Genomic DNA, 23931 nt, shown 5'->3' on the forward strand with positions numbered 1-23931 from the left:
TCCACAAGCGGAAGGTTACCGCCGGCCGCCGCGCACCGACTCGATTCGCGACCTCACGTGAGGATCTCTTCGTCCGCGCACACCTCGACGGCACCGATCTCGGCGTGTCGGCGATGGGCTGTTCGGGTGAGCACGGCCGTCGCGGACGGTGTTGTCGTCGGGTACGGCTCCCCGCGCGTTCGTCCGGTGTGATGATCGGCGGTGGGCGGATCGGGGAGGGACGGCACGTGGACGGTCTGCGGGCGTTCGGGTCGGGTGGGCGGCACGCGCTCATCATCGCCAACGACGACTACCGGGGCGCGGGGTTGCGCAAGTTGCGCGCGCCCGCGCGGGACGCCCGGCACCTGGCCGCCGTGCTGGCGGACCCGGCGATCGGCGGGTTCACCGTGTCCACCGTGCTCAACGAGAGCGCGTCCGCCACGAACCAGGCGATCCAGAGGTTCTTCGACAACCGCGGCCACGACGACCTGCTGGTGCTCTACGTGTCCGGGCACGGCGTGAAGGACACCCACGGCGACCTGTACTTCGCGACCGCCGACACCGACCTGGAGGTCCTGGAGTCCACGGCGGTGTCGGGCCGGTTCGTGAGCGACCGCCTGGCGCGCACCTGGGCCAGCCGGGTCGTCCTGCTGCTGGACTGCTGCTACGCCGGTGCGTTCCGGCGCGGGGCGGCGCACCGCGCGGGCGACTCGGTCGCGGTGCAGGAGCAGTTCGAGGGGGTGGGCAAGGTCGTGCTGACCGCCTCCAGCGACCTGGAGTACGCCTTCGAGGGGTTGGAGGTCGTCGACGACCAGGAGCGCGGCACGTCGGTGTTCACCAGCGCGCTGGTGGAGGGCCTGCTCACCGGTGACGCCGACCGGGACCAGGACGGGTACGTCAACCTCAACGAGCTGTACGACTACGTGTACAGCCACGTGCGCCGCACGACCCCGGACCAGACACCCGGCATCTCGGTGCTCGACCAGGAGGGTCGCAGCCTCCGCTTCGCCCGTCGCGCCAGGCCGGTGACCGTGCCCTCGCCGTTGCCGGCGGAGTTGACGGTGCTGGTGGCCAGCGGGTTGGCGACGGCGAGGGTGGCGGCGGTCGCGGAACTCCGCTCGCTGCTGCGCGGCGGCCACCAGGGGCTGGCGCTGGCCGCGTCGCTGGAGTTGACGACGTTGCGCGACGACGACAGCCGCCAGGTCTCGGCCGCCGCGCGGGCGGCCCTCGGCGACCCGGAACCGCCCACCACCGAGCCACCGCCTGTCGCCCCGACGACCTCCGACACCGCGCCCGATCCCGGGCCGACCGACACCCCGACAACCGCCGACCCCGAAGCCTCCGTCACCCGAACCGCCGACCGAACCGGGGACTTCGCCGAGCCCTCACCGTCCTCAGTGGACACTTTCGGCGGCGTCCGCGGCGCCCTGGTCCGGTCGCTCGCGCTCGTGACCTTCCTCGTCGCCGCGACCGCCGGCCGGGCCGGTGTCGTCGAACTGCGCGGCGGGAGTTGGCACCCCGGTGCGGTCGACACGGTGGCGCTGTGGTTGTTCGTCGGCGCGCTCGTGGCGCTCGTGGGGCTGCCCGCGCGAAGCCCCGGTCGGGTGCTCGTACCCGGCATCGGGATCGCGGGCGCGCTCGTCGTGCTCGTGGACCTGGTGTATCTGCCGTTCGTGAGCGGTTCGCCCGGCCCGCTGTACGGCGGGCTCCAGTTGACCTCGACCGGCATGCTGTTGGCGTGCGCCGCCGCCCTGGGCGTCCTGGCGTGCGCGCTGGAAGCCGCCGACCGCAGGTTGCTCGCCGCCGCCCCCGCCGTGCCGTTCGTGCTGATGACCGCGTTGGCCCTGGGCAAACCGGCGCTATTCGACTCGGACTCCGATCCCAGCGCCACCTGGCCGATCCTCGCGGTCGTGATCCTCGTGGTGCAGGCGGGTCTCGTCGCCCTCGACTGGTGGCAGCGTGGAACTCCCCGCTCGCGGTGGCTCGGGTCCACGCTGTTCCTGGCCTCGGTCACCGCGATCACCGTGCTGGTGTTGATCACGGGCAACGTCCGGGACCACGACTGGACGTTGATCACGCTGTCCGCCGCGTTCGCCCTGCACCCGCTGCGGACCTCGCCGGACCACCGCGGCGAGCTGGTCGCGACGATGGCGATCGGCGCGCTCCTGCTCTACCGGGCCGTGCCCACCGAGCAGTCCCCGGCGTCCTACCTGTACACCGCGCTGACGTTGCTGGTCCTGGTCCTCGGCTTGACCCGCGCGGTGTCGAGACCGCAGTAGCGCGTTGCCGCGGGCGGCCGTCCGCGCTCCAGTTGCGGCAGGTCGATCCACGGGCGGGCGGTAGACGGGCAGAGCGGCGTCGCCTCCGGCGCCAGGATCGTGGTGCACCCCGCACGCCCGGGCGGTGGTGACGACCCGCCGGCGCGACTCCGCGTTCGCGCGCGGGCGCTGCCCGACGCGGACCACGACGACCTCGCCGGTCCGGCGGCGGACGTCGGCGGAGGTCATGCCGACCTCGGCGGAGTTGCCCGACGAGCACCGAGCGGTGGTGGTCGCCGTCCGTCGAACGCGCCGACGAGTCGCCGCCGCCCGGCCCGACCCGTCCGCTGCTGGAACTCGCGAGCCTGCTCGACCCGGACGGCGTCCCTCGTTCGCTGTTCACGAGCCGTCCCGTGCTCGACCACCTGACCCGGCTGACCGTCCGCCCGGTCGACGCGACCGGGGGCGGAGGACAGGCTGGGCCGCCTGCACGAGTTCAGCCTCGTGTCGCTGAACCCCGCGAGCGAGGTCCGCACGGTCGCCGTGCACGCGCTGGTGCAGCGCGCCGTCCGCGACGGCCCGGCACACGTCCGCCCGCACCGCCGCGGACACGTTGTGCGCGACCTGGCCGGAGACCGACACGACGAGCCCGGACCTGGCGTGGGTGCTGCGGTCGGCGGCGGACGCCCTGTGCGCGGGCAACGCGCTGTGGGACGGCGGACCGCACGACGTGCTGTTCCAGGTCGCGCGGTCGCTCGGCGAGAACGGCCGGGTGGCCGCCGCGATCACCAGTTTCCGCGACCTGCGCCGCGCGGCGGGCGACTGCTTCTCGCCGGACCACCCGCACGTGCTGAAGATCCGGCACCACCTCGCGTCGTGGCTCGGCCAGTCCGGCGTCGTGACCTGCGCGCTCGCCGCGTACCCCGCGCGAACCTGGTGCACTGGCGACGTTCCGGCCCGGCGACCCCTGGGGTGGTTGGAAGCGCGAGGTGAACGGCCCCCGCCGCCCTCGGACAGGTTGTCCCAGCAGGACATCGCCGAGCCCCGGAGAGGTCCACGAGGTCGCAGTTCCGCGGGTCGGCCGGAAATCGCCGGTGTCGGTCAGAGTCCGCCGCCCTCGGTCAGGTCGAGAACGCCGGTGGCGACACCGGCCGCGGCCGCCGCGTGGTTCACCTACCGTCGACCCTCTGCAAGGACTGACGGGGCCTGCGGCAAAGCCGGGTGCGGTTTGCGATCAACGCGGTCGTACCAGGCCCGCACCCAGGCAGTGCCTCGTCGACGACCAGGTGACCCGAACCCAGGTGGACGAACAGCTCACCACGCGGCGCGCCGGTAGCCAGGTCGTAGCGCGCGGGCCATTCGGCCAGAACTTCGCCCACCAACTGCACTACTCCCGGTTCACCGACCTGCGGCAGTGATCGAGGCGACGCGGGATCCAGGTCGGAGAACGGGTGCCGCGGGCTGCACCGCGGTTTCGTTCGGCACGGGCCAACCTGCTGTTGGACAGGGTCATTCGCAGCAGTCGGGCAGCCGTGGTGCGGGACTGACACGCCGGGCCGATCGGGTGCGCGGCGGTCACAGTCGATTTCGGGTGAACTCCGCGCGGATCTCCTATCCCGTCCGGCTGGTAGCCGCACGGACCTTCCACGGCGAACAGGGTGGTGTCCCAAAAGCGTTATGGATGGGCGGTCGGGGTCAGCAGTACACCTACCACCGCCTGGTCGTCGGTGGCGTTCTCACCGTAATGGTCGTAGTGAGCAAGGTGGACTCGTCCGTGGAACACCCCGCGGATGTGGTCGTTGAGGGCCGAGGCGACGGTGAACACCATCGGACTGAAGGCGTCGGGGTTCGATGCCACGATGCGAGTCTCGGTCCGGACTCCTTCGCCATCCCATGAGGCGAGGGTCCTCGCGAACCCCAGCAGCGTCTCGCCCAGTTCGTCCCTGGCGTCGACGGGCAGGCCGCCCAGACGCGCCGGCGCGCGCAGCTGGTCCGGTTCACCGTCGTGCGGCACCGGCGTCTCCGCGATGTCATCCATGATCATCCGCGGCAACGGGTGGGCATCCACGTTCCCTGCGCCGGCGGGTCGGGTTCGGCCTGCTGGTCGGCCAGGGCGAACTCGTGGTAGCGCTGCACCTCTCCGTCCAGTTCGCAGCGATCGCCGACCGTGCGGAGGAGGTAGTCCAGCACGGCGTGGGTGGAGTGCAGCTGGTCGAAAAGGAACTCCCAATCGCGTCGCGTGAGCACGACCGAGGGGGTGGTGGCTAGTTCCGGAGGGTAGGAGTCGGAGGGAAGGGCAGCGCGGCTCACGATCTCGTCAGGTCAGGTAACTCTGGCTGCGGGCCAGTCACCCCCTCCTGTCCATTCGCCGGTGATGAGCCAGATTTCGTAGTAGTAGAACCATTCGCTGATCCACGGCAGGACGGTGTCGGCGATGGGCATGTTGGATCGCCATTCGCCGCGCTGGTGCAGGCACAGCGTGTCGTCGTGGTTGACGTGCGGCAATCTTGTGGCGCCGGGGTGTAGGCGCAGAGCGGGTGCGAGGACTTCGACCTTCGGTGTGCGGGGTGGTTGTTGTGTGATCTTGACGGTGTACCGACGTGAGATAGGCGTGGGTTGTAGATCCACTACGCAGCTCAGTACGCCTGCGCTGATGCGGCACTGGCAGTCGGCGACTGCGCGGCGCAGACCGAGGGCTTGTTGTGCCGGGGTGAGGACGGCTCTACCGCTGCGTCGGACCATGGAACTCGTGATCCCGAACGTGGGTCGTGGCGGTGGGCAGGGTGGTGAGGGCTCCGGCGTTGCGGGTCATGCCCAGCTTGCCCGCGTCGCGGAACTGCCTGGTCTCCAGGCCCATGCGTTGGGCCGATTTGCGGAGCAGACCGAGGTCGAAGGTGCCGCCGAGGCGGTCGACCAGGTGGTCGAGGCCCTTGCCGGCGGATTTCCCGGCGTAGTCGAGGGTGCCGGCGAGGGTGTCGAGCCAGGAGAGGAACTTCTCTCGTCGTTGGTTGGGTTCGTTCCACTTATCGGCGAAGTTCTCCAGCTCGTGGGCGGGGTTGCGTACCCACCACTTGTCGCCTTCCTCGGTGATGAACCGCGGCATGCCGGCGACGGCGTTCACGGTGGCGGTGAACAGGTCGGCCTCCCCGGCGTAGGCGTGGGCGGCCAGAGTGGTGATCAGGATCGACGGCGGGCGGTCGTCGAGGTCGTCGGCGAAGTGCAGCGCGCAGTGCCACTTGATCACCTGCACCAGGCGCTGGAGCGTGGTGCGCACCGTCCAGTTGGGGACTGCGGGGACACCGGATTCCTCGGCCTTGGCCTCCAGGGCGCGGGTCATCTCGGCGGATTGGCTGCGGAACCACTCGGCGTAGCCCTTGGGGTTGCTGTGGTGCCAGGGCCGTAGTTTCAAGTCGGTGAGCAGGATGCTGGTCGGAGGGTGGTCCTCGTCGGTCACGCAGGGCACGACGTCGAGGTGGAAGCCGTCGTAGCCCAGGGTCCAGCAGCGTCGGCTTTCGTTGACGGACAGGATGGGGATGTCGTCGCTGTCGTCGTCGAGCTTGTGCTGCTCGTACTCCTCGAGCATGTCGCCGACTTCGTTCTTCAGCTTCTCCTGGGTGGTGCTGGTCTTCTTGACCGCCTTGTGGCAGACGACGTCGATGTCGTACTCGCCGTCGTCGTCGGGAGGGCGGGTGACGGTGCCGAGGGTGAACGAGCCCTGCGGGTAGACCGACCAGAGTTCACCGCCGGTGTCCAGCAGCCAGGCACCGACGTCCTCGTAACAGCTGACGGTCTTGTCCAGCAGGTCGTCGGGGATGTCGAGGTGTTCGACGGCGCCGGTGAGCAGGGTGGAGATGATGTCCTCGGGGGAGTCCGTCATGGGCGTGGTGCTCCTTGAGAAGGGATCAGCCGTTGGTGTCGGTGGTGAACAGGTAGGCGTGGGAGCCGGGGGCGCGGTCGTAGATGTGCAGCGGCGGGTGCGCGGCGCGCAGGAGGTGACGTCCGATGGCCATCGCCGCCGCAGGCGGCACCGCGGGGAAGATCGGGATGGCGGAGGTGTCGGGGTGGTCGACCTCGATGGCGGACAGCAGAGTGCGCCACGCGCGGGAGAAGCGGTCCAGGGTCTCCTGGGTGTTGATCAATTCCGGTGTCGGAAGCGCCGAGGTGGGGCGCAGCTCGTAGACGGTGTGCGAGTCGAGCACGTCGGGCGGGAGGCGGTTGACGTCCACGCTTCCCGAGATCGAGAACATCACCGCCACTCGTGTGGGGTCGCTGCCGTCCCGGCGCAACTCCGAGGTGAAGTGCACCGGCGTGCCGACCTCGTCCCACCCCCACACCCTGGGGCCCTCACGGCGCTTGGGGTAGATGTCGACCTGCAGCATCTTGTCTAGGTACGTGCCCAGCAGCACCAGGACCGGGATGCGGGCCAGGGCGAAGACCGAGACGTGGTTGACCACCTCCTTGCGTACCTGCGTGAGCAGGTGCGCCAAGCGGTCCTCCAAGTGGCTGCGGGCAGCCGCCCAGTACGTCGGGCTGTTGGTCTGCTCGCCGGGGAGTGCACGCAGGTCGATCTCGAACTCGTCGGCGCCGCGCAGGACCCAGTCGGGGAATCGGTTGCGGGCCAGCAGAGCGGAGGTCACACTGGAGGAGTTGAGCTCGACAGGCCTGCCGTGGATGTTGCCGACCACCCGCAGCACCGTGGTGCGGTTGTCGTGGTTCAGCCCGGTCAGTCTGTGGATGCGCTGCTCGTGCCGGCGCTTCATCCCCCGCAGCGTGTCGACGTCGAACAGCTCCCACAGGCTCTTGTGGTCGATGACCCGGTGCTGGTCGTGGCACAGCAGCATCAGGTTCTCCGCCGAGTTGCGCTGCCCGACGGGCAGATCGTGATCTCCACGCGGCGAACCAGCAGCGGTCGACCAGCCGACAATGTGCGCCAACTGCCCGATCGACACCTCTTGGCCGGTGACCGGGTCCGCCAGCAGATACCGGTTGCAGATCGTGCACCGTCCACCGGCGGCCACCCACACCTGCCGCGCCACGGTCTCGGAGACGGCCCGAGTCTCGCCTCCCGGCCCCACCGCCCTGGCTGCGGACACCGTGCCACCGGTCATGTGCATCACCTCCCGATCAATCCCGCTCGGGGACTTCACGGAAGTGTGCAACAGGGGACCGACAAAACGAGCGACACCCGAGCCCGACATCTCGCGGTGGCCCGGCCCAGCAGCCACGACCTGACGACGGGCACCGTGGCCAGGTTCGCAACACGATGCAGTGGGCCTTGCCCATCAGGCTGAGCCAGGGCCGGAGGTTAGCGTTGGGCATGACGATGCGCGTGCCCGGCCCTGTGCCGGCTGACGAGATCAGACGGTCGGCCACCCCAGAGCTTGCCCTGCGAGTGTTGGCGAGCTTGACAGCCGACGAGGTGAACGCGAGCAACACCCTTCGGGGTGCGGAGCAGGCGTTCGAGCACAACCAGGAGTCGGACGTGACCGAACTGCTGGAGCGGCTCTCGGACGCTTGGGCGTGGTTGGAGGCGCATGGGCTGATCGGCCCGAGTGCCCGCAACACGGCATCCGCGTGGCAGCGGCTGACTAGCGCCGGGCACGAGGCCAAGGCTGATGCCGCCGCTCTGACCAAGTTGTGGGCCGGTGACCGCCTGGCGGGCTCCCTGCACCCGATCCTGGAGGAGCGAGTGCGTCCGATCTTCAACCTGGGCGACTACGAGACAGCGTGTTTCGCCGCGATGAAGACGGTCGAGGTCGAGGTACGTCGACTGGCAGGTCTCGACAACGCCGTCATCGGCGTGGACTTGATGCGTCAGGCGTTCAAGCCGGACGGTGGACCTCTCGCCGATGGCGACGCCCACAAGGGCGAGCAGGTGGCGATCATGGAGCTGTTCGCCGGAGCGATCGGGGCTTTCAAGAACCCCTCCAGCCACCGCACCGTGCATTTCGATGATGCCGTGGAGGCGGCCGAGGTGGTGCAGACCGCCGACCTGTTGTTGCGCCTACTACAGCGAGCGGCCCGCCGCGGCAAGTGATCAATTCAGGATGAGTCGGCGTGCTGGTGTTGCTTGTGGCGCAGGACGTTCGACGATCGCGACGTGCGTCAGGAGGTTCCGACCCATGAGCTGTAGGCTCGGCTGGGACTGTTGGTCCCGACCCCACGCACTACTCCGACCACTCACGCCGCATATACGCCGCGCATCCCGTGCGAGGTTCCCACTCGGCCGCGTCGAGTACGACGACCCCGGCGTCGCGCAGCCGCTCGACGTACTGAAGCGTGCGCACGACCGCGCCGACAGACCGTGGAGCAGGGCCGCTACCTCGGCGGCCGTCCACCGTACGGCTACTGGCTCGTCGACGCCGGACCCTACCCCAACCGCGCGCTGGCCCGAAGCGGCGTCCGGTGACAACGACTCGCCCTCGACCCCGCACCGCCTGGGTCGTCCGACTGATCTTCCGCCTACGCCTGACCGGATACCGCAGGGCCGCGATCGCCCGCCACCTCAACGAACGAGGCATGCCAGCTCCGTCCCACAGCGATCCCAGCCGCGCGCAGCGCCACCTCGAGCCGGGCTGGTCGTCGCGCACCGTCGCCGAGATCCTCCGCAACCCCCGCTACACCGGCCACCAGGTCTGGAACCGCACCAGCAACGACCGCACCGACCGCTCCCCGACCGGACGCCGCCCCAGCGTCCGCAACGACCTATCCGCGTGGGCGATCTCCCACCACCTCGCCCACCCTCCACTGGTGTCCGAACAGGACTTCATCGCCGCACAGAACATCCAGGAGGCCAGGGAGAGGGCCGCACAGAACATCCAGGAGGCCAGGGAGAGGGCCGCAGAGAACACGCCAGGCGAGCAGGACAACGTCTACTACCTCGCAGAAAGACTCCAGTGTGGACTATGCGGACGAAGGATGGACTCCCACCGCGTCCACAACCGCGCCGCCTACCGATGCCGACACGGCCACACCAGCGCCCACGCCCAACCCCATGACGCGCCAAGCAACCTCTACCTCCGCGAAGACCATCTCCTCGGCCGCATCGCCGCGCACCTCACCACCACCGGAGTCACCGTCTACCCCGACCACGCGCAGACCGCACGACTGGTCACCGAACTCGACCTGGTCTTCCGCTGCGACAACGCCGGAATCACACCCGCCTCGCGATACCTGCCAACCACGAAGCCGGGCCCACGACGAGCACGACGCGCGTTCGGATCGACTCCGGCAGGCGACGGCGGCGGCCAACTCCTTCTCGACCTTGCCTGCACCACGACTTTCCCCGACCGGCAGGCCCCCGACGATCGCGTCGGGGATTTCGAAGCCCGTCACTGCGGAAATCCACAAGCGAACGCGCTGCCCAGCCGAGACGACGTACCCCGTTCCAGCCGCCAGCACGTCGCCGCCGGGCGCACCTGGAGTCACGTGCCGGCGGAGGACATCCCGCGCCCACGAGAGACACCGCGCGGAGGACATTCGACCAACAGGGAGCCGCAGCCCGCGGCGACCGTAAACCCCGCGTACCGAGGCCGACGCCGCGACAACCCCTGCTTCACCACCGGCACGACCACAACCCGCCCAGCAAACCGGACAGGACAACTCACGAAGGAAGGACACTCAAACAAATTGCCCCACGAAGATTCCCGATCGACCTGGAAATACTTCGTGGGGCAATTGATGTGTCCGAGGGGGGACTTGAACCCCCACCCCCTTTCGGGGACTAGCACCTCAAGCTAGCGCGTCTGCCATTCCGCCACCCGGACTCGGCTCTCGCCGTGGTGTGGACATAGATTACATGATCGTCATTGATGGGCAAAATCGGGTCCGGTCGCCGACGGGCGGTGGCGTGTTTGTGCTGGTCAATGAGGTCTTCAAGGTCGGGCTGCTCGGCGAGCAGCGTCCAGGCCCGGAGCCGGGGCGGTGACGGGAAGTGACGGTGGGCCGGGTATCTGGTCAGAGCAGGTGGCAACGGTCCGTTGTCGGGGTTGTGACGCCGAACAGGGCGATGGTTCACGTTGTTGGCAACTCTGCCGCCGCACACATCGCCGCTGATCCAGGGCGTCCAGCTGCACCGCACCCCTGAGCTACGGCAACCAGGTCTCCATCCTGGGCCGCTGCAACACCTCGGCCAGTTCGTCGAACAGCCGTTCGGAGAACCCGCGGCGGCCGCGTCAGGGGTCCACCGGCGATGCCGCAGGCACGACCAGGCCGGAGAGGGTTCGACCGTGACCACGTGGCGGTGGAGCTGGTCGACCACGCCCTGCCCGAGGACTCCACCCGCAACGACCTGCTCGCGGAACTGCCCGCGCGGTGCGGGGTGGCGACCAACGCCGTGCACTACGCCCACCCGCGCTCCGTACAGGTCACCGCCACGATGGCCGCGGTGCGGGCACGCTCCACTGTGGAGGGCTTGACCGGGTGGCCGCCCCGGGCAGGCCGCGCTGCGCTCCGGGGAACGGATGGCCGCCCGCTTCGCCCGCCACCCCGGTGCGGTGGAACGCGACGGGCCGCCCGACATCGACATCGAGTCCGACCGGCGCGAGGAGGTCGTCCAGCACGTCTACGACAAGTACGGCCGCCGCCGGCCCCGCCGGTCCCGTGCTCTCGCCTGCGCAACGAGGTGTGCATCGCGTGCGTCTCAGGCTCGAACGTGCCGCGCGTGGGCACCGACGCAGGGGGCGAACACTGTGTCCAGGAGACTTCTCGGGTGGACGATGGTCGGCGTGTGCGCGGCGGCGGTCGTGTTCGTGGTTGTCGGCGGGCACGTCGGGAAGGCTGTCGGTGAACCTCTGCGCTTGTGGGGCCGGTGGCTCTCCGGCGAGAAGGTCGACGATGCGCGGTTATGGGGCTTGCCGATGCTGGTGTGGGGGCGAACGGGCAAACTCCTCCAGTTCGCGGCCGGTCTCACGGTCGTCCTGGACCTGGTCGGCCCGGAGCGCCTGCGCGAGTTCGGCAACCGGCTGCGCCCTCCGTCGTGGCGGCGGCTCGCCGACAGACTGGACGAGCCGGTCATGACCGGGGTGACGTTGTTCCTGGCCGGTTATCTCCTGCTGCTGGTCGGTTCCGACGTCGTGCATCCACCGCAGGCTGTCTCCCCTGTGATCACCGGTCTGGTGCGCGGCCCGGCCGGTGTCACGGGCGTCGTGCTGTGTTTCGTGTCGATCGGGTTCGTGGCCCTGAGGCGACTGACCCGCATCCGGGAGGATGAAGGGGCTCCGCCACTGATGGGATACCTGCTTGTCCTCGTCGTGAGCGGGGTTCCCATGCTGGCCTGGATCGCGGTGACCCGCGGGCTCCTGATCCCGCTCGTCAACGGACTCGCCCGGGCTTTCGACCGCACTGACCCCGGCCATCCGCTCCGCCGGGTCGCGTTCGTCCTTTTCGTCGTCGGGTTCGGCCTTGACCTGCTCGCGTCCTGACCTCGCGACCGCCTGGCGGTGTCGGCCCCCGCGGACCGGGCGGACCGGGCGGACCGACGGTTCGCCGGGTACTCGGGCGCGGCTCGGCGCATCGTGTCCAGCGGGATTTCGCGGTCGCCGGGGAACCCGGTGCTGCCGTCCACGCAGTAGTACGGGCCTTTCTCCTCCCGGTGGGTGCCGGCATCCGACGCGGCCGTGCTGAACTACTTCGTGGGACGCGTCGTACCAGAGTTCCAGTGCCACCACGGGATTGTTCCTCCTGCGTAGCGGGTCCGGGTGTGGGTGCAGGTCCGCCGCGGACGACCACGCCCACCCCTTCGGGGGTACCCGCAGCGCCATTCAGCCGACACGCGAAGTGCCGCAAGGGGAGACCTCAGGCCGGGCACGCCTCGTGCCGTACACCCACCCGGCAGGACGCGCCGACCTGGCCCTGCCCCCGATACCGCCCAGACGCCCGCGTCGATTCCACCCCGACTCGGCCTGACACCGCGCGGGCGACAACCGGGCCACCGCCCCACCGGCACGTGATCCGCACCGACGGCCGTGATCGCCACGTCGGCGCAGACCTCGGTGATCGGCCCATCACGACGAGGACCTTCGCAGGCTTGATGCCATTGCCCCACAGAGGAATCCGTGCGCGCAGTACGGAACCGGTGGAAGCGTTGCGCCTGGAGGCGGTCGCGCCCGTGGCGGGTCGCCGGCTAACGTCGATCAGTGTCGACCGGTGTCATCCTTCCGGCGACCAGCGACGACCGCGACCCCACCTCGATTCGGGGACGGCGGCCGTGCGGGTGCCGACTGTCGCCGGATCCGTGCTCCCGAAAGGAAGCCCTGTGCGCCGCCGAGAAAGCGCTCTCAGACATCTGTCCGCCCGCGCGGGCACCCTACTGCTGATCGCGTCCGCCGCTGTCGCGCTGCAAACAGGCACCGCGCACGCCGACGACGAAAACCCGGAGGGGCAACCCTGCATCTGGTACGACCCCGCCCCTTCCATGGTCATCAGCGCGGGATGGCAACCCGTGATCACCCACTACGCGGCTTTCACCATCGCCGACGGCACCGCAGGCGAGCGCACCGACACCCTCTCGATCACCAACACCGTCACGACCACCGTCGCGGGCAGCGCCGAGATCTCGAACGCCGGCAACGCGATCCTGAAAAAGGTCGGAGTGAAGGTGGGGTTCTCGGTCCAGACGACCAAGTCGACCACCTCCACCGAATCGACCACGATGCGATGGAGCTTCAACAAACCGGGCCACTACGGCCTCTTCAGGGGCACCCGCGCGGCCACCGGCATCGCACAGACCTATTGGTGCAACGGATTCTTCGGAACGTGGGCGCGAGACGCTCGGGTGGTGTACACGACCTACGGCTACATGGAGACGGGCACCGTCTCCTGCGCCGAGCCCGCACCAGACTGGCACGACTACACCGTCCGTGCCCAGGCACGCAGGGAACTCGACTGCTGATCCCGACCTCCATGCCCACTCCCCGTCCCCCGGGACGCGGACCTAAGAACGCTCCGCTCGTGACCGGCGTCGATGCGAGCGGAGGTCGGACGCCGCCGCTCGGCCGGTCACGGTCACCGACCGCGGTGCCCTTCACCCGTGGCACAGACACGACGCCGACCGCGCCTGGCACGGCACTGACCGGCGGACTGCGGACGTGGGGACCGGCAACCATCGAGATCCGCCCGAACGCCGTGCCGGTGGTCCGCATCTTGTGCGCCGGGTTGCGCGGGTCGTACTTGCCTCCCAACTCCGGCACCCGCAGGTCCACCCCTTACGCCTCGAACCGGGGCGCGATGAGCGAGAACTGATTCCCGGACCAACACCGCGTCCCCTCACCCGCGATACGGGTTCTTCAGCGCCGCGAGCAGTCGCGACGCCGCGTGCCGCCGGTCCCACGGCACCGAGCGCGACTGGCTGACGTCGAAGAACTCCTCCGTGACCACCCCGCCGAACGCCTCCACGAACTTGCCCGCGTTGCCGAACTGCCACCCGCGCGACGTCTCCGGGTCCTGGTTGTCCTCCGTCGAACACCGCCCATAGGCGGCCATCGGCCCGATGCCGTCTTCCGCCACCTCGGCAACCTCGACGCCGAGCAGTTCGTTCAGCGTCGCCCACGGGCTATTGCTGATTTCAGCAGTCACGCCCACCCCTCCCCGGAGGTCCTTCGAGGACCTCGACTTGGGCCAGCTCCACCAGCATGGCGAGGAGTACTCGGATCGCAGCACAGTTGAGCGCTGGAGGCTCGGCGGGCACGGTCACGATCACCTCCCGGTCAGTCACGGTGACCAGAGCCGATTTCAGCACCGGCGCGGCCGACTGCCGTGCGGATGTCGGCGGTGAGGTAGCCGCGGACCCGCCGCGCGCCGTCTTCCCCGGCCACGTACCGGCGGAGCGGTGAACACCCCAGTTCGCCCATCTCCCGCGCGAACGCCCCCACCTCGACCTCAAGCGCGGTGACCAGCTCGGCTGTGGGCACGAACTCGCGTTCGTGGAGCTCCGCGCCAAGGTGGTGCACCACCGAGGCCAGGGGTTCGGGCAGTTGCACGACCCACCCGTCCGCCGTGCCGCCGTCGAGCACCCGGGCCACCGACTGCGCGTCGACCGATCCGACCACGTCGTCCCCGGCCGCATGACCGGCCAACGTGCCCGCGGCCTCGCGCAACAGTCGTCCGCGTGCGCAGATCGTCTGCCAGTCCGCGTTGGGCATGTAGTGGGTCCGCACGGTCATGGCGACCACGTCCGCCTCTCCGTCCGGTCGCAGAATGCCGACACCCTTGTGGCCGGGAAGCAGGGTCGACGCGTCGTACCCACGGGTGTTCATCTGGTCGCCGAGAACGATGTTCGAGTCCCGCCAGTCCATGACCCGCAACGCGAACCGCGATCCGAGTACGGCCCTCAACCGGGAAGGAATCGTCCCCGCGTCCGGCCGCTGAGTCGCCAGCACCACAACCACCCCGGCGGCCGGACCCTTGCGAGCCAAGTAGGTCAACAGGTCCGCGACGTACTCGCCGAGCGTCGCCCTGCGGCCACCGATCAGTTGGGGCGTGGTGTTCTCCAGGAACACCTGGACCTCGTCGATCACCACCCCGGTCACCGGCATCCCGAACGCGACATCCCGCGACATCGCCGGCGTGATCTTGGACTCCGGACACACGGAATCGTCCACAGTGGCCATACGCGCGTACCGGTCCTGAACCTCCGCAACGAGCCCGACGAGATGGTCCCGGACCGCCTCGGCGTGTTCCCGCCCGTCGCCGCACACGAACCGGTAGGCGACCTGTTCGACGGCCGTCCAGTCCTTCCCGCCCTTCCCGTCGAACACGTACAGCCGCGCATGCGGGTCCAACACGAGTCCGGCCGCCGCAAGCCGGGTGGCGAACGTCTTGCCCTGCCGGGGAATCGCGCCCACCAACAACGACGTCCACACCAACGGCAGTTCCACCCGCCGCCCGCGCGCGTCGACCCCGAACGGCACCGCCCGCCACACGTCCCACCGCTCGACCTCCACCAACGGCGTGCGCAACGGCGGCCCCGCGTACGGGTCCTCGTCGGCCACCCAGAAGAACACCCGCCCAGCGTGACCACCCCGCCCGCGAACCCGTTCCACGGTGAGCTGAACCTCATCCACCGCCAACGCCGAGGCCAGCGCGTCCCGACCCCGGATCACGTCCGCCGCCTTCCGGGTAGCGGGCAGGTCCACGGTCGCCGCCCACCCGGCACCCACCCGCCGAGCCCGCTCGACAACCCGCAAGGTCTCGTCCCTGCCGATCAACTTCGCGTCCCGGAACGCGTCCACGAGCACCTGGGCGTCCATCGTCCACGTCAACACCCGAGGCCCGCCCAACACCGCCCTACGCCCCGCCGGCCCGTCCTCGCACCGCCCGACCACCGCGAGCACCGCCACCCCGACACCACCAGCACCCCACAACACGACCGACCCGTACACGAGGTGCCCCACCGTCAGGACGACACCCACGAACCCCACCACGGCCGCGGTCACCTTCCACCGGAACAACGTCAACTCGCGGATCTCCACGAACTTGTCCGCCAACTTCTCCGACTGCTCCGCCGCCACCCGGTAGTCCTGAACCCGAACCCACCGCCGCCACACCCGCACCACCACAACCGCCCCACGCCCGACAGCCCACACCAGCCGACGCGGAACCCGAACAAGCCAGCCGAGAACATCCCGAGCAACGTCCCGAACCCCTCGCCCGACCGGCTCCCCGAACACCCGCTCCACCGGCACCAGGTCGCCGTTCACGACAGGCCCCCGTCCGCCACGAGCGCCGCCGCGAGCACGATGACTCTGACCGACTCGCTCACCGCCGAAGCCTCCGAGGTTCATAGGTGGTCACAGTCAACGCCCGCATCAACGCGTACGAGGCGAACAACGCCGGCACCGCCAACACCACGAGCAGCAACCAACCACCACCGCGCGAGCTGACCACCCACTGCGTAGCCACGATCAACCCGGCGTTCACCACAACCCGCCCGGCCAACGACACCGGCCGAACCCGAATCGAAGCCCGCGCCGCCCGCACCCGCCGAACCCAAGCCCGCCACACCCACACCAGGACCACGAAACCGACCCCGGCCACGACGTACCCCGGAGCGATCACGGCCGCTCCCACCGTTCACCACGCCGAAGCCAGTGCGGCACCAACTCCCGCCGATCCCCAGCGGCCATCCCGCCCCACACCCCGACCGTGTCGGTACCCGAGGCCCGCAACTCCAGTTCCAAGCACTCGTCCCGCACCGGACACCCACCGCACATCCGCGCCGCCAACTCGGCGTCCGCCAGCACCGCGTCGCCCCACGGCGGCACGCCGGAGTACGCCCACCTGCACAACCCGTCGCGGCCGACGACCGTCTCCAACACCGACGTCGGCACCCACCGAAGCCGGTCCAACGCCCAAGCGATCCCGACGAGGTTCACGCCGCACCCCTGAGCAACCACGCGACCTGACGAACGCTGTACCCCGCAGAAGCACGCACAGAAAAGCCCTTCTGGATCAAATCAACACCATAGTGCTGATTTCAGCTCATTCAACGACGCGTTTGATCACCAGCGGCATAAATGCGCCGCGCCTGCTGGCGAGTTATCGAAAGACGGCTAATCTCAGCGCCGAAGGCGGAGCGCGGAGGAATACGTGTCGGAGGACTGGGCGGCAGTCGCCAAGGCCATCAACCAGCGGGTCAACGAGCTGGGTTGGCGTCAGCGCGAGCTCGCGGAACGCTCGCACGTCTCGCAGGCCATCGTCCGCGAGATCCAGCACCACGTGGTCGAGCGCCGACGCAGTCCCCGCACCCTCGAATCCCTGTCCACCGCGATGGGTCTGCACCCGCAACACCTGGAAGCCGTTCTCCACGGCCGAAAACCGCCCGAGCCCAGCGAGCCGGTTGCCGACCCCACGGATACCCTCTGGTCCCGTTTGGACGGTCTCGAAGACCGCCTCACCGAGATCACCGAACGCCTGGACGACCTGAAATCCGGCCTCGCCACCGTGCTCGACCACGTCCGCGACCGCCGCTAGCGACGACCATTCCCGCTGGTGGAACCGGCTCTTTCCCATGCCGTCAATTCCACTGCGGATACGCCGAGGTTCCCATGCGCGAGCAGTGCACGAACAGTGCAGTTCCAGTGCGGTTCGCACTGGGGGGAGTGCCGACATGAGCCTGACGGAGAGCTGGAACGGCCGATCGGCCAGCGCGTTGCAGGCCGCGCTGAGGTTGAGCAACGAGGCGTTCGCCGAACACCTGGGTGTGGCCGTGCGCACCGTCGCGGCGTGGCACCAGAAACCGGACCTCAAGCCCCGACCCGAGGTCCAACAGCTCCTGGACACGGCACTCGCCCGCGCAGATCGGGCCGCGCGAACGAGGTTCACCGCCCAGACCACACCCCTCCGTCTCCCGGAAGGCGCGGCCACCGACGCCGAGCTACGCCTGAGCGCGGATCCGAACATCGTGGCCGCGCTCGACTGGCTGGACGATCACGCGCACTGGGAACCCGGAACCGCCCGGCGGGAAGTAGCCGCCCGCCTGGTCGACCTGGACGTCCGAGCCCTCCAGGACCGCGGCGTCCGCCGAAGCCGGGTGAACCAACAGGACATCGCCCAGGCACTGGCTGCCTACTACGGAACCCCACACCGCGGCCACGGCCGCTACACCGCCAAGTTCGGCGCGACCACCGAGGCGTCCACCACCGTCATCACCCACCCGGACTGGCTGGACCTGGCGTGTCCGCTCATCCCGACCCACGACCAACTCAGGCTCTCCGGCGTAACCTCGACCGACGACCTGACGATGGACGGTGAGACCGCGGGGCGAGCCGCCCAACGGTTGGCGGAGTCACTGGCACTGGGCAACCGAATGGTCAACATGCCGCTGTTCCGCCTCCTGGACGTGGACGTGCGCAGGCACTCCCTGAGCGGCACTGTGGGCGTGACGAACTTCGTGGGGTACGTGGTGACGATGGACCTGCTGGAGGGCGAGCTCGTCGACGCGCTCACCACCGGCAACCCCACCACTCCCGGCGCCCTTCCCCTCCGGGACACCTACCTCCCTGACCTGCCCTCGATCCTCGACGTCGCAGACCGCCTGTGCGCCGGCGGAGCCCTGGCCCTGACGGCGATCGCCCGCCCCGCGGACCCGTTCCGCAGCGGCCCGGACTACCTGCTCCTGATCCAGGAACGCTCCGGCCACGTGATCAACGCCGCCCGCCGCCTGGCCGTCATCCCCAAGGGCTTCCACCAGCCACTCACGGACTTCCGGGCAGACGCCCAAATCGGCGCAACGCTCCGCCGTGAGATGGAAGAGGAACTGTTCGGCCGTGACGACATCGACAACACGGTCGGCGAACAACGCCACGCGGACCCCATGCACCCCAGCCGCCTTTCGGACCCGATGCGCTGGCTCGCCGAAGAACCGGGCCGCCTCCGCATGGAGTGCACCGGTTTCGGCCTGAACGCGGTCAGCGGCAACTACGAGTTCGCCGGTCTGATCGTCATCGAGGACGAAGAGTTCTGGACCCGTCACGGCGGCCAGGTGCAAGCCAACTGGGAATCCGCGACCCTGCGCCAATATTCCAGCCAGGACCCGGAATTGCTGGCCCGGTTGGCGAGCGACGTAGCGTGGAGCAACGAAGGCCTCTTCGCCCTGCTCCAAGGCCTCCGCCGCCTCCGCGAACTGGGAGGCGACCGGGTGAACCTGCCGACCATCGAATGGGAGATCAAGTGACCCAGAACTGGCAAGCCGGCAACGCCGCAGCAGACGGAACCCCCACACGCGGTTGGCTGGTAGGCCACTTCATCCCCGACGGCGTCCGCGCGCAGAAGGACGTGGAAGTCAAGTGGGCCACCCACCCCGCGGGTGACAAGCGTCCTGAGTGGACGTCGGACGACCAGCGAACGACCCTGGTCATCCTGGTACAGGGCCATTTCCGGGTGGACCTCACCGAGGGCAGCTCCACGATGTCGGCCCAGGGCGACTACATCATGTGGGGACCGGGCATCGACCACTCCTGGGAAGCCCTGGCGGAATCCACCGTCATGACGGTCCGCTGGCCGTCACAAACCTGACACCTCCACCGCGGGCAACCGAACCCGCTCACCCCCGACCTCCCGAAGCCGCCGAAGTCCCTGGAGCAACGCGAACACCCCTTCGTTGCTCCAGGACTCCTGCCCCACGAGGTCGGTCACCAGGTCACCGTCAAGGCTGGAGAACAGCCGCAACCCGGCCGCCTCCCAATTCGTCTCGACCTGCCCACCGAACCGAGGCCAGAACTCCTCGTCCTCGATCACGACCAACCCGGCGAACTCGTAGTTCCCGCTGATCAGGTTGAGCCCGAACCCGGTGCACTCCACCCGCAACCGCCCGGCATCCTCGGCCAACCACCGCATGGGCTCCGACCATCGCCCGGGATGCATCGGTGCGGCAGCACGACTACCGCCCAAGGTCGTATCCACCTCGCCCCGTCCGAACAGTTCCTCTTCCAACTCCCGAAGCAGCGTGGCACCAATCCGCGAGTCACCCCGCAGATCGTTCAACGGCTGGTGGAACCCCTTGGGAATGACCGCGAGCTGCCCCACCGTGTTGAGCACGTGCCCGGACCGCTCCTGAACCAACAGCGCGTAGTCCGCCGGCCCCCGAAACCTGTCGTGCGGCCGCGCGATGGCACACAACGCGACAACCCCACCGGCACACCCCCGCCCAGGCAGGTCGAGCACGGCCTCAAGGTCTGGCAGGTACTCGCTGCGCAGCGGCAACACCGCACTACGCGCGCGAACCGCGTCGACCAGCTCGTTCTCCAACAGATCGGCCGTCAACGCGTACTCGACAAACGGCACCTGCCCCAACGTCCCCGAAACCGTGCCGTCACTCTCGAACCCCAACAGCCGGTACAACGGCAAGTTCGCCAACCGAACCCCCAACACCGCCGACTCGGCCAACCGAGCCACGGCCGCTTCCGCCGCAACAGCCCCGAGTTCAGCGCGCGGCGCCTGCCCCAGCGCCAACGTCCACCGCTCACCCGCGTCCATCAACGACGCGGACAACCCGACCCACTCGGCCCGACTCAACACGGTGGTAGCAACATCCACGCCACCAAACCGCGCGCGGTACATCCCGTATCCGTCAACGTCCCCGTAGAACGCTCGCAACGCCCCGACGAGCTGAGACCGCCCAACCTTGCCTCGCCAGGCCTGCCGGTCCAACAACACATCGGACTCCAGCTTCCGAGCCGCGACGTGCACCTTCTCCCGAGCCGTGCCACTGGACCACCCCGCCCGCTCATCAAGCCAATCCACCGCAACAGCCAGATCCACCACAGCCTGACCAGGCGGCCCACCAACCGTCGCCACGGGCTCGTGAACGGGCTCCCGCAACAACTCCTCGATCCCCATCCCGAAGATCCCCTCCAGCAGCCGCGCGGTGACCAACCGAACCCGCCCCAACGGCTCCCCGTTCTCCCGCTTCCCGGTGACCAGCCGCTGAAGATGCCGAAGCCCCAACGTCCCGGGCTCCCGATGCTCCCGCGCGAACTCCCCGGCGAACTGGACGAACTCCTCCAAACTCATCCGCCGCTCATGGATCTTCTGCTCAAGCACGGTCCGGAACGTCCGCATAGCCAATTCCCCCGCATCAAGCCGACTAGTGACCCGAAAGCTGATCAATAGCTGATCTTCTTCTGATTTCAGTGTCGCACGTCGCGGCTAGCCCCAGCTCGACATCCGCCCAACCCGTCCCACGCGGCACGTGGAGCCCGTCCCACCGTCCCGCCCCCGGACACCTCCGAACGCCCTTTCAACAGCCCGAACGCGATGGGACGCCGAGTCGGTACTCCTGTCCTGCCGGCCCGAAACGCGCGAGCACGGGACCGGTGCGTGCCACCTCCCTCCGTCCCGTCCCGCACTCGACGCTCGCCCATCGGCGTCACCCAAACGAGTGTGTGGACGCATCAGGTCGCCGGATGGCGATCACTGGACGTTCGCCCACGCGGAATAATTCCCCATCCTTGAACCAGCGCACGCGAAACGACCAGTGGTGGTGATGACCGTGGTGTGGAGCAACCTGGCCAAGGATGCGGTCGGCCTGACCCTGTTCATCCTCTGGCTAACCCTCCCACCGCTTTACGTCGCCACCCTCGGCCGCCGGTACGTGCGCCAATGCCAAGAAAGCGCAACAGCAGCCGCGTGGGCACTGGACGAACTCCGAACCAAATCGGACCCCAGCGCACCGCCGGGCAAGCACCACCGAGAGGAAACCCCATGACCGCAACCCTCAACGAGCCGGACGACCAGCCCGAGGAGAACCCCTACCTCAAGGCCTTGCGCGACCCGGAGACCTACGAGGCGGCAGTCCAGGAAATGGTCATGCTCACCGCCCCGGGCCTGACCGCGATCGTCCAGGAACCGTCCGACTCCCAGAACGCCCGAGTCGCCGCCTGGGCGATGACCTTCCCGACCCACGTCGAGGTCATCTCCACCGAGGGCAACTACCGCGCCAGCCTCCAGAACCTCGACCACGCCGCAACCCACTTCGCCCACGAAGGTGTAACCGCCCGCACCATCCAGGTAGCGCCGAACAACCCCTGAACCATGTCGTGCCGCCAGGACCGCCAACCCCGGCGGCATCACATCCCAGATCACCCGCCCAGGGGAGGTCGCCATGCCCCACACCATCAGACTCCGCGCCATGGCCTTCACCAAAGCCGCCCGCCTGGCCGGCTTCACCTCCGACTACGCCCTGGCCAAAGCAATGGACCTCAACCGCTCAACGGTAGCCAGGGTGAAGTCGGGAGAACTCTTGCCGGGGCCCGTTTTCATCGGCGGTGCACTCACGGCACTGGCGCCAATGCAGTTCGACGACCTCTTCGAAGTGCTGTAGCAGGTGGTCGATTCTGCAACCTAGGGCGGGTGCAAGAAAATTCCTCGTACCCGCCCTAGGTTTTCCCTTTTCGGGCGCATCAATTATGTGGACACGCTGCTGACCGCCACGCCTCTCGGGTTCGGCATCGCAACCCCGGCCGTCGACACCGACTTCTCGATCTCCAGTGGTGCGTCGTTCGAGTTCTCGCACAGCTGAGAGGTCGAACCGGAGCGCCGTCGCGGCCTACCGGATGTTGCCCAACCCGGACATCCCCCTGCGACTGGAACCTGGCGTACAACGCCGGGGAGTCGGTGGCCGGCTTGACCGGCGGCGACGTCGGCGACCGCGCCAAGGAACTGCCCAGCCGGTTTACCGGGCCCGCCTGGGGGCGGTGAAGGACGCAGACGGAAACGCGCGCCGTGTTGACCCGGCCCTGTCCTCAGACGCAGCGCGAGACGGTGTTGTTCTGATTGCGGTCGTCGTACTCGTGCGCCCAGAACCGATAGGTGTGGCTCACCGCGGGCGGTCGGACCGGCGGGCTGTGGCGGTCGCCGATGAGTCGGTGGAAGATGAACCGGCCGGCCACGACCGTGCTGTAGTCGCCGGATGCCGAGCACGACTGGCCGAACGTGTCGTCGGCCGGTGCGATCCGGTACTCGGTGCCGGAAAAGCTCGCGCACACCGCGTACGAGGTCGAGATGAAGCGCGGAGGGCTGCTCGTCAGGTCCTCGGTCAGCCAGTACCGGTAGGTGAACACGGGCACCGGTCCGCCACCGTAGGTGTGCTCCCCGATGAACCAGTGGGTGTAGTAGGGCGGTTGCTGATCCTTGTACGTGTCGGGCGAGGAGCAGGCCGGCGGCAGCGCGGCGGCCTGGGTCGGTACGACGACGGACAGCAGGGTGATCACGGTCGCGGCGAGGATGACGGAGACGCGCCTCACGGTCGATCTCCTTCCGGAGATTCGCGCTGAACCGGTGGACAGCGCGTGCCCCACCGGCCGGGGGACCATCATGGCGGTCGGCGTGCCGGTCGCGCCGGCGCCGTTCGCCGGTAGCGCGGTCGGCGTCGGCTCCGCTACCCGTACGCCTGGGGTTCGTCCGGGAGGAGCCGCGGCGGTTCCGGTCACGGCTCGACCCGGAAATGCCCTCGCCGAGCGGAATCCGGTGGGTCCACTGTGGACTTGACCCGGTACCCCTGTACTCGGCCGGTCCCGACACCTCTCCGCCCACCAAGCCCGGTCCGCCCACGCTCAACGGAGTCACCAGCACGACCCTCAAGATCACCTGGAATCCGTCCACCGACAACGTCGGCGTCACGCAGTAGCGCATCTACCGCAACTCGATCACGCCGAGCGCCACCGTGGCGGGCGGCGTGACGACCTACGAGTTCGTCGGCCTGGCGGGCGGCACCTCCCACACGATCTACATCCGCGCGGCGGACGCGGCGAACAACGTGTCGCCGGCCGGCGACTCGGTGACCTTCGCGACGCCCCAGTAGGCACAGCGACGGCGCATGCCCCCGGCGTGCTCCGCATACGGGCCGGGCTGTTGCCTGGGGGTCCCTCAGTGAGGGGATCCGACAACGGCGAAACGAGACCACCGGGCGAGTTCCTGGGCGACAAGAGGGTGGCTCGTGTCTCGGGAATGCGCATATGCCGCGAATTCGACTCGAGTACGAATTCTGCGGAGTCTGTTCCGTGCGATAAAAAGAGGGGTGAATCACTGCGACACGGTCGGCATGGTGTCGCGCGATCGTCGCGGAGCGGTCCGCGCGCGCGTATGGCCTGGTGGGCGGTCGATGCAGCGCCTGCGCCTAAGCCGCCCCTGATGTTCGGACTGGAGATTCTCACCATATGGCTTGCCCTGAGAAAGGCCGAGCCGTCGGACCGTCCGG

The 23931-nt window shown here is 68.8% G+C and carries 26 protein-coding genes, 1 tRNA gene and 1 pseudogene; 14 read left to right on the plus strand and 14 right to left on the minus strand.

The window, feature by feature from the left end:
* Window positions 1–227 precede the first annotated feature (227 nt).
* Window positions 228–2258: a caspase family protein gene (locus AB0G50_RS26785; protein ID WP_360113453.1), complete on the plus strand. Its 2031-nt coding sequence runs from the start codon at window positions 228–230 to the stop codon at window positions 2256–2258.
* Window positions 2259–2636: 378 nt separating this feature from the next.
* Here the strand turns inward: AB0G50_RS26785 and AB0G50_RS26790 are convergent, their stop codons facing one another.
* Window positions 2637–3179, minus strand: a complete 543-nt coding sequence (locus AB0G50_RS26790) for a hypothetical protein (RefSeq protein ID WP_360113455.1) — start codon at window positions 3177–3179, stop codon at window positions 2637–2639.
* Window positions 3180–3523: 344 nt separating this feature from the next.
* Here AB0G50_RS26790 and AB0G50_RS26795 point away from each other — a divergent pair, with 344 nt between their 5' ends.
* Window positions 3524–3655 (plus strand): hypothetical protein, encoded by a 132-nt coding sequence (locus AB0G50_RS26795; RefSeq protein ID WP_360113457.1) that lies wholly within the window; start codon window positions 3524–3526, stop codon window positions 3653–3655.
* Between the two features lie 257 nt (window positions 3656–3912).
* On the opposite strand, the gene AB0G50_RS26800 is transcribed toward AB0G50_RS26795, so the two are convergent.
* The 5 genes from AB0G50_RS26800 to AB0G50_RS26820 form a co-directional block, all read right to left on the minus strand.
* A complete protein-coding gene (locus AB0G50_RS26800) occupies window positions 3913–4275 on the minus strand; it encodes a hypothetical protein (protein WP_360113459.1) in 363 nt (120 codons plus the stop codon).
* A 2-nt stretch (window positions 4276–4277) separates the two neighbouring features.
* A complete protein-coding gene (locus tag AB0G50_RS26805; protein ID WP_360113461.1) occupies window positions 4278–4484 on the minus strand; it encodes a hypothetical protein in 207 nt (68 codons plus the stop codon).
* A gap of 75 nt (window positions 4485–4559) precedes the next feature.
* Window positions 4560–4865: a hypothetical protein gene (locus AB0G50_RS26810; protein ID WP_360113463.1), complete on the minus strand. Its 306-nt coding sequence runs from the start codon at window positions 4863–4865 to the stop codon at window positions 4560–4562.
* A 94-nt stretch (window positions 4866–4959) separates the two neighbouring features.
* The gene (locus AB0G50_RS26815) at window positions 4960–6114 is read right to left on the minus strand and encodes a nucleotidyltransferase (protein ID WP_360113465.1); all 1155 of its coding nucleotides are present in this window, start codon (window positions 6112–6114) and stop codon (window positions 4960–4962) included.
* 25 nt (window positions 6115–6139) lie between these two features.
* A complete protein-coding gene (locus tag AB0G50_RS26820) occupies window positions 6140–7345 on the minus strand; it encodes an SAVED domain-containing protein (protein WP_360113467.1) in 1206 nt (401 codons plus the stop codon).
* Window positions 7346–7554: 209 nt separating this feature from the next.
* On the opposite strand from AB0G50_RS26820, the gene AB0G50_RS26825 reads away from it, so the two are divergent.
* On the plus strand, window positions 7555–8274 hold the full coding sequence (locus tag AB0G50_RS26825) for a TIGR02391 family protein (protein WP_360113469.1): 720 nt from the start codon (window positions 7555–7557) through the stop codon (window positions 8272–8274).
* 368 nt (window positions 8275–8642) lie between these two features.
* Window positions 8643–9233, plus strand: a pseudogene (locus AB0G50_RS26830) (recombinase family protein); the annotation flags it as partial.
* Here AB0G50_RS26830 and AB0G50_RS26835 read toward each other — a convergent pair.
* Window positions 9141–9572 carry a hypothetical protein gene (locus AB0G50_RS26835; protein ID WP_360113471.1) on the minus strand — a complete coding sequence of 144 codons (432 nt, stop codon included), beginning with the start codon at window positions 9570–9572 and terminating at the stop codon, window positions 9141–9143. The pseudogene AB0G50_RS26830 and the gene AB0G50_RS26835 overlap by 93 nt on opposite strands.
* 348 nt (window positions 9573–9920) lie before the next feature.
* A tRNA-Leu gene (locus AB0G50_RS26840) sits at window positions 9921–10003 on the minus strand.
* 32 nt (window positions 10004–10035) lie between these two features.
* On the opposite strand from AB0G50_RS26840, the gene AB0G50_RS26845 reads away from it, so the two are divergent.
* The 3 genes from AB0G50_RS26845 (at window position 10036) to AB0G50_RS26855 (ending at window position 13128) form a co-directional block, all read left to right on the plus strand.
* A complete protein-coding gene (locus AB0G50_RS26845; protein WP_360113473.1) occupies window positions 10036–10164 on the plus strand; it encodes a hypothetical protein in 129 nt (42 codons plus the stop codon).
* 535 nt (window positions 10165–10699) lie between these two features.
* Complete coding sequence (locus tag AB0G50_RS26850; RefSeq protein ID WP_360113475.1) at window positions 10700–11659, plus strand: hypothetical protein; 960 nt, start codon at window positions 10700–10702, stop codon at window positions 11657–11659.
* 833 nt (window positions 11660–12492) lie between these two features.
* Window positions 12493–13128 carry a hypothetical protein gene (locus AB0G50_RS26855; RefSeq protein WP_360113477.1) on the plus strand — a complete coding sequence of 212 codons (636 nt, stop codon included), beginning with the start codon at window positions 12493–12495 and terminating at the stop codon, window positions 13126–13128.
* Between the two features lie 374 nt (window positions 13129–13502).
* On the opposite strand, the gene AB0G50_RS26860 is transcribed toward AB0G50_RS26855, so the two are convergent.
* The 4 genes from AB0G50_RS26860 to AB0G50_RS26875 form a co-directional block, all read right to left on the minus strand.
* Window positions 13503–13811 carry a hypothetical protein gene (locus AB0G50_RS26860; protein WP_360113479.1) on the minus strand — a complete coding sequence of 103 codons (309 nt, stop codon included), beginning with the start codon at window positions 13809–13811 and terminating at the stop codon, window positions 13503–13505.
* Between the two features lie 131 nt (window positions 13812–13942).
* A complete protein-coding gene (locus AB0G50_RS26865) occupies window positions 13943–15904 on the minus strand; it encodes a cell division protein FtsK (RefSeq protein ID WP_360113544.1) in 1962 nt (653 codons plus the stop codon).
* Window positions 15905–15992: 88 nt separating this feature from the next.
* Window positions 15993–16292, minus strand: a complete 300-nt coding sequence (locus AB0G50_RS26870) for a hypothetical protein (RefSeq protein WP_360113481.1) — start codon at window positions 16290–16292, stop codon at window positions 15993–15995.
* On the minus strand, window positions 16289–16609 hold the full coding sequence (locus AB0G50_RS26875) for a WhiB family transcriptional regulator (protein ID WP_360113483.1): 321 nt from the start codon (window positions 16607–16609) through the stop codon (window positions 16289–16291). The genes AB0G50_RS26870 and AB0G50_RS26875 overlap by 4 nt, the downstream gene beginning before the upstream one ends.
* A gap of 214 nt (window positions 16610–16823) precedes the next feature.
* On the opposite strand from AB0G50_RS26875, the gene AB0G50_RS26880 reads away from it, so the two are divergent.
* The 3 genes from AB0G50_RS26880 (at window position 16824) to AB0G50_RS26890 (ending at window position 19250) form a co-directional block, all read left to right on the plus strand.
* Window positions 16824–17207, plus strand: coding sequence for a helix-turn-helix transcriptional regulator (locus AB0G50_RS26880; RefSeq protein ID WP_360113485.1), 384 nt, complete (start codon window positions 16824–16826; stop codon window positions 17205–17207).
* Window positions 17208–17343: 136 nt separating this feature from the next.
* Entirely contained in the window at window positions 17344–18909 is a 1566-nt protein-coding gene (locus AB0G50_RS26885; RefSeq protein ID WP_360113487.1) for a transcriptional regulator, read from the plus strand.
* On the plus strand, window positions 18906–19250 hold the full coding sequence (locus tag AB0G50_RS26890) for a signal peptidase I (RefSeq protein WP_360113489.1): 345 nt from the start codon (window positions 18906–18908) through the stop codon (window positions 19248–19250). Before AB0G50_RS26885 ends, AB0G50_RS26890 begins: the two co-directional genes overlap by 4 nt.
* On the opposite strand, the gene AB0G50_RS26895 is transcribed toward AB0G50_RS26890, so the two are convergent.
* Window positions 19239–20777: a transcriptional regulator gene (locus tag AB0G50_RS26895; RefSeq protein WP_360113491.1), complete on the minus strand. Its 1539-nt coding sequence runs from the start codon at window positions 20775–20777 to the stop codon at window positions 19239–19241. The two genes, AB0G50_RS26890 and AB0G50_RS26895, sit on opposite strands and share 12 nt — an antisense overlap.
* 442 nt (window positions 20778–21219) lie before the next feature.
* On the opposite strand from AB0G50_RS26895, the gene AB0G50_RS26900 reads away from it, so the two are divergent.
* The 3 genes from AB0G50_RS26900 (at window position 21220) to AB0G50_RS26910 (ending at window position 22056) form a co-directional block, all read left to right on the plus strand.
* Window positions 21220–21441 carry a hypothetical protein gene (locus AB0G50_RS26900; RefSeq protein ID WP_360113493.1) on the plus strand — a complete coding sequence of 74 codons (222 nt, stop codon included), beginning with the start codon at window positions 21220–21222 and terminating at the stop codon, window positions 21439–21441.
* A complete protein-coding gene (locus AB0G50_RS26905; protein WP_360113495.1) occupies window positions 21438–21764 on the plus strand; it encodes a hypothetical protein in 327 nt (108 codons plus the stop codon). Before AB0G50_RS26900 ends, AB0G50_RS26905 begins: the two co-directional genes overlap by 4 nt.
* Window positions 21765–21864: 100 nt before the next feature.
* The gene (locus AB0G50_RS26910; protein ID WP_360113497.1) at window positions 21865–22056 is read left to right on the plus strand and encodes a transcriptional regulator; all 192 of its coding nucleotides are present in this window, start codon (window positions 21865–21867) and stop codon (window positions 22054–22056) included.
* 421 nt (window positions 22057–22477) lie between these two features.
* On the opposite strand, the gene AB0G50_RS26915 is transcribed toward AB0G50_RS26910, so the two are convergent.
* Window positions 22478–22978: a hypothetical protein gene (locus AB0G50_RS26915; protein WP_360113499.1), complete on the minus strand. Its 501-nt coding sequence runs from the start codon at window positions 22976–22978 to the stop codon at window positions 22478–22480.
* Window positions 22979–23409: 431 nt separating this feature from the next.
* On the opposite strand from AB0G50_RS26915, the gene AB0G50_RS26920 reads away from it, so the two are divergent.
* The gene (locus AB0G50_RS26920) at window positions 23410–23535 is read left to right on the plus strand and encodes a hypothetical protein (RefSeq protein WP_360113501.1); all 126 of its coding nucleotides are present in this window, start codon (window positions 23410–23412) and stop codon (window positions 23533–23535) included.
* Window positions 23536–23931: the final 396 nt, after the last annotated feature.

Origin of the sequence: Actinosynnema sp. NPDC020468 (genome assembly GCF_040642015.1) — a bacterium.
Classification (GTDB): domain Bacteria; phylum Actinomycetota; class Actinomycetes; order Mycobacteriales; family Pseudonocardiaceae; genus Actinosynnema.

What these genes read in the sequence shown, in the direction of transcription:
- AB0G50_RS26800 (WP_360113459.1), bottom strand. Translation starts at nt 4,275, where the DNA reads ATGGATGACATCGCGGAGACGCCGGTGCCGCACGACGGTGAACCGGAC.
- AB0G50_RS26815 (WP_360113465.1), bottom strand. Translation starts at nt 6,114, where the DNA reads ATGACGGACTCCCCCGAGGACATCATCTCCACCCTGCTCACCGGCGCC.
- AB0G50_RS26820 (WP_360113467.1), bottom strand. Translation starts at nt 7,345, where the DNA reads ATGACCGGTGGCACGGTGTCCGCAGCCAGGGCGGTGGGGCCGGGAGGC.
- AB0G50_RS26825 (WP_360113469.1), top strand. Translation starts at nt 7,555, where the DNA reads ATGACGATGCGCGTGCCCGGCCCTGTGCCGGCTGACGAGATCAGACGG.
- AB0G50_RS26845 (WP_360113473.1), top strand. Translation starts at nt 10,036, where the DNA reads ATGATCGTCATTGATGGGCAAAATCGGGTCCGGTCGCCGACGGGCGGT.
- AB0G50_RS26850 (WP_360113475.1), top strand. Translation starts at nt 10,700, where the DNA reads ATGGCCGCCCGCTTCGCCCGCCACCCCGGTGCGGTGGAACGCGACGGG.
- AB0G50_RS26885 (WP_360113487.1), top strand. Translation starts at nt 17,344, where the DNA reads ATGAGCCTGACGGAGAGCTGGAACGGCCGATCGGCCAGCGCGTTGCAG.
- AB0G50_RS26900 (WP_360113493.1), top strand. Translation starts at nt 21,220, where the DNA reads ATGACCGTGGTGTGGAGCAACCTGGCCAAGGATGCGGTCGGCCTGACC.
- AB0G50_RS26905 (WP_360113495.1), top strand. Translation starts at nt 21,438, where the DNA reads ATGACCGCAACCCTCAACGAGCCGGACGACCAGCCCGAGGAGAACCCC.
- AB0G50_RS26910 (WP_360113497.1), top strand. Translation starts at nt 21,865, where the DNA reads ATGGCCTTCACCAAAGCCGCCCGCCTGGCCGGCTTCACCTCCGACTAC.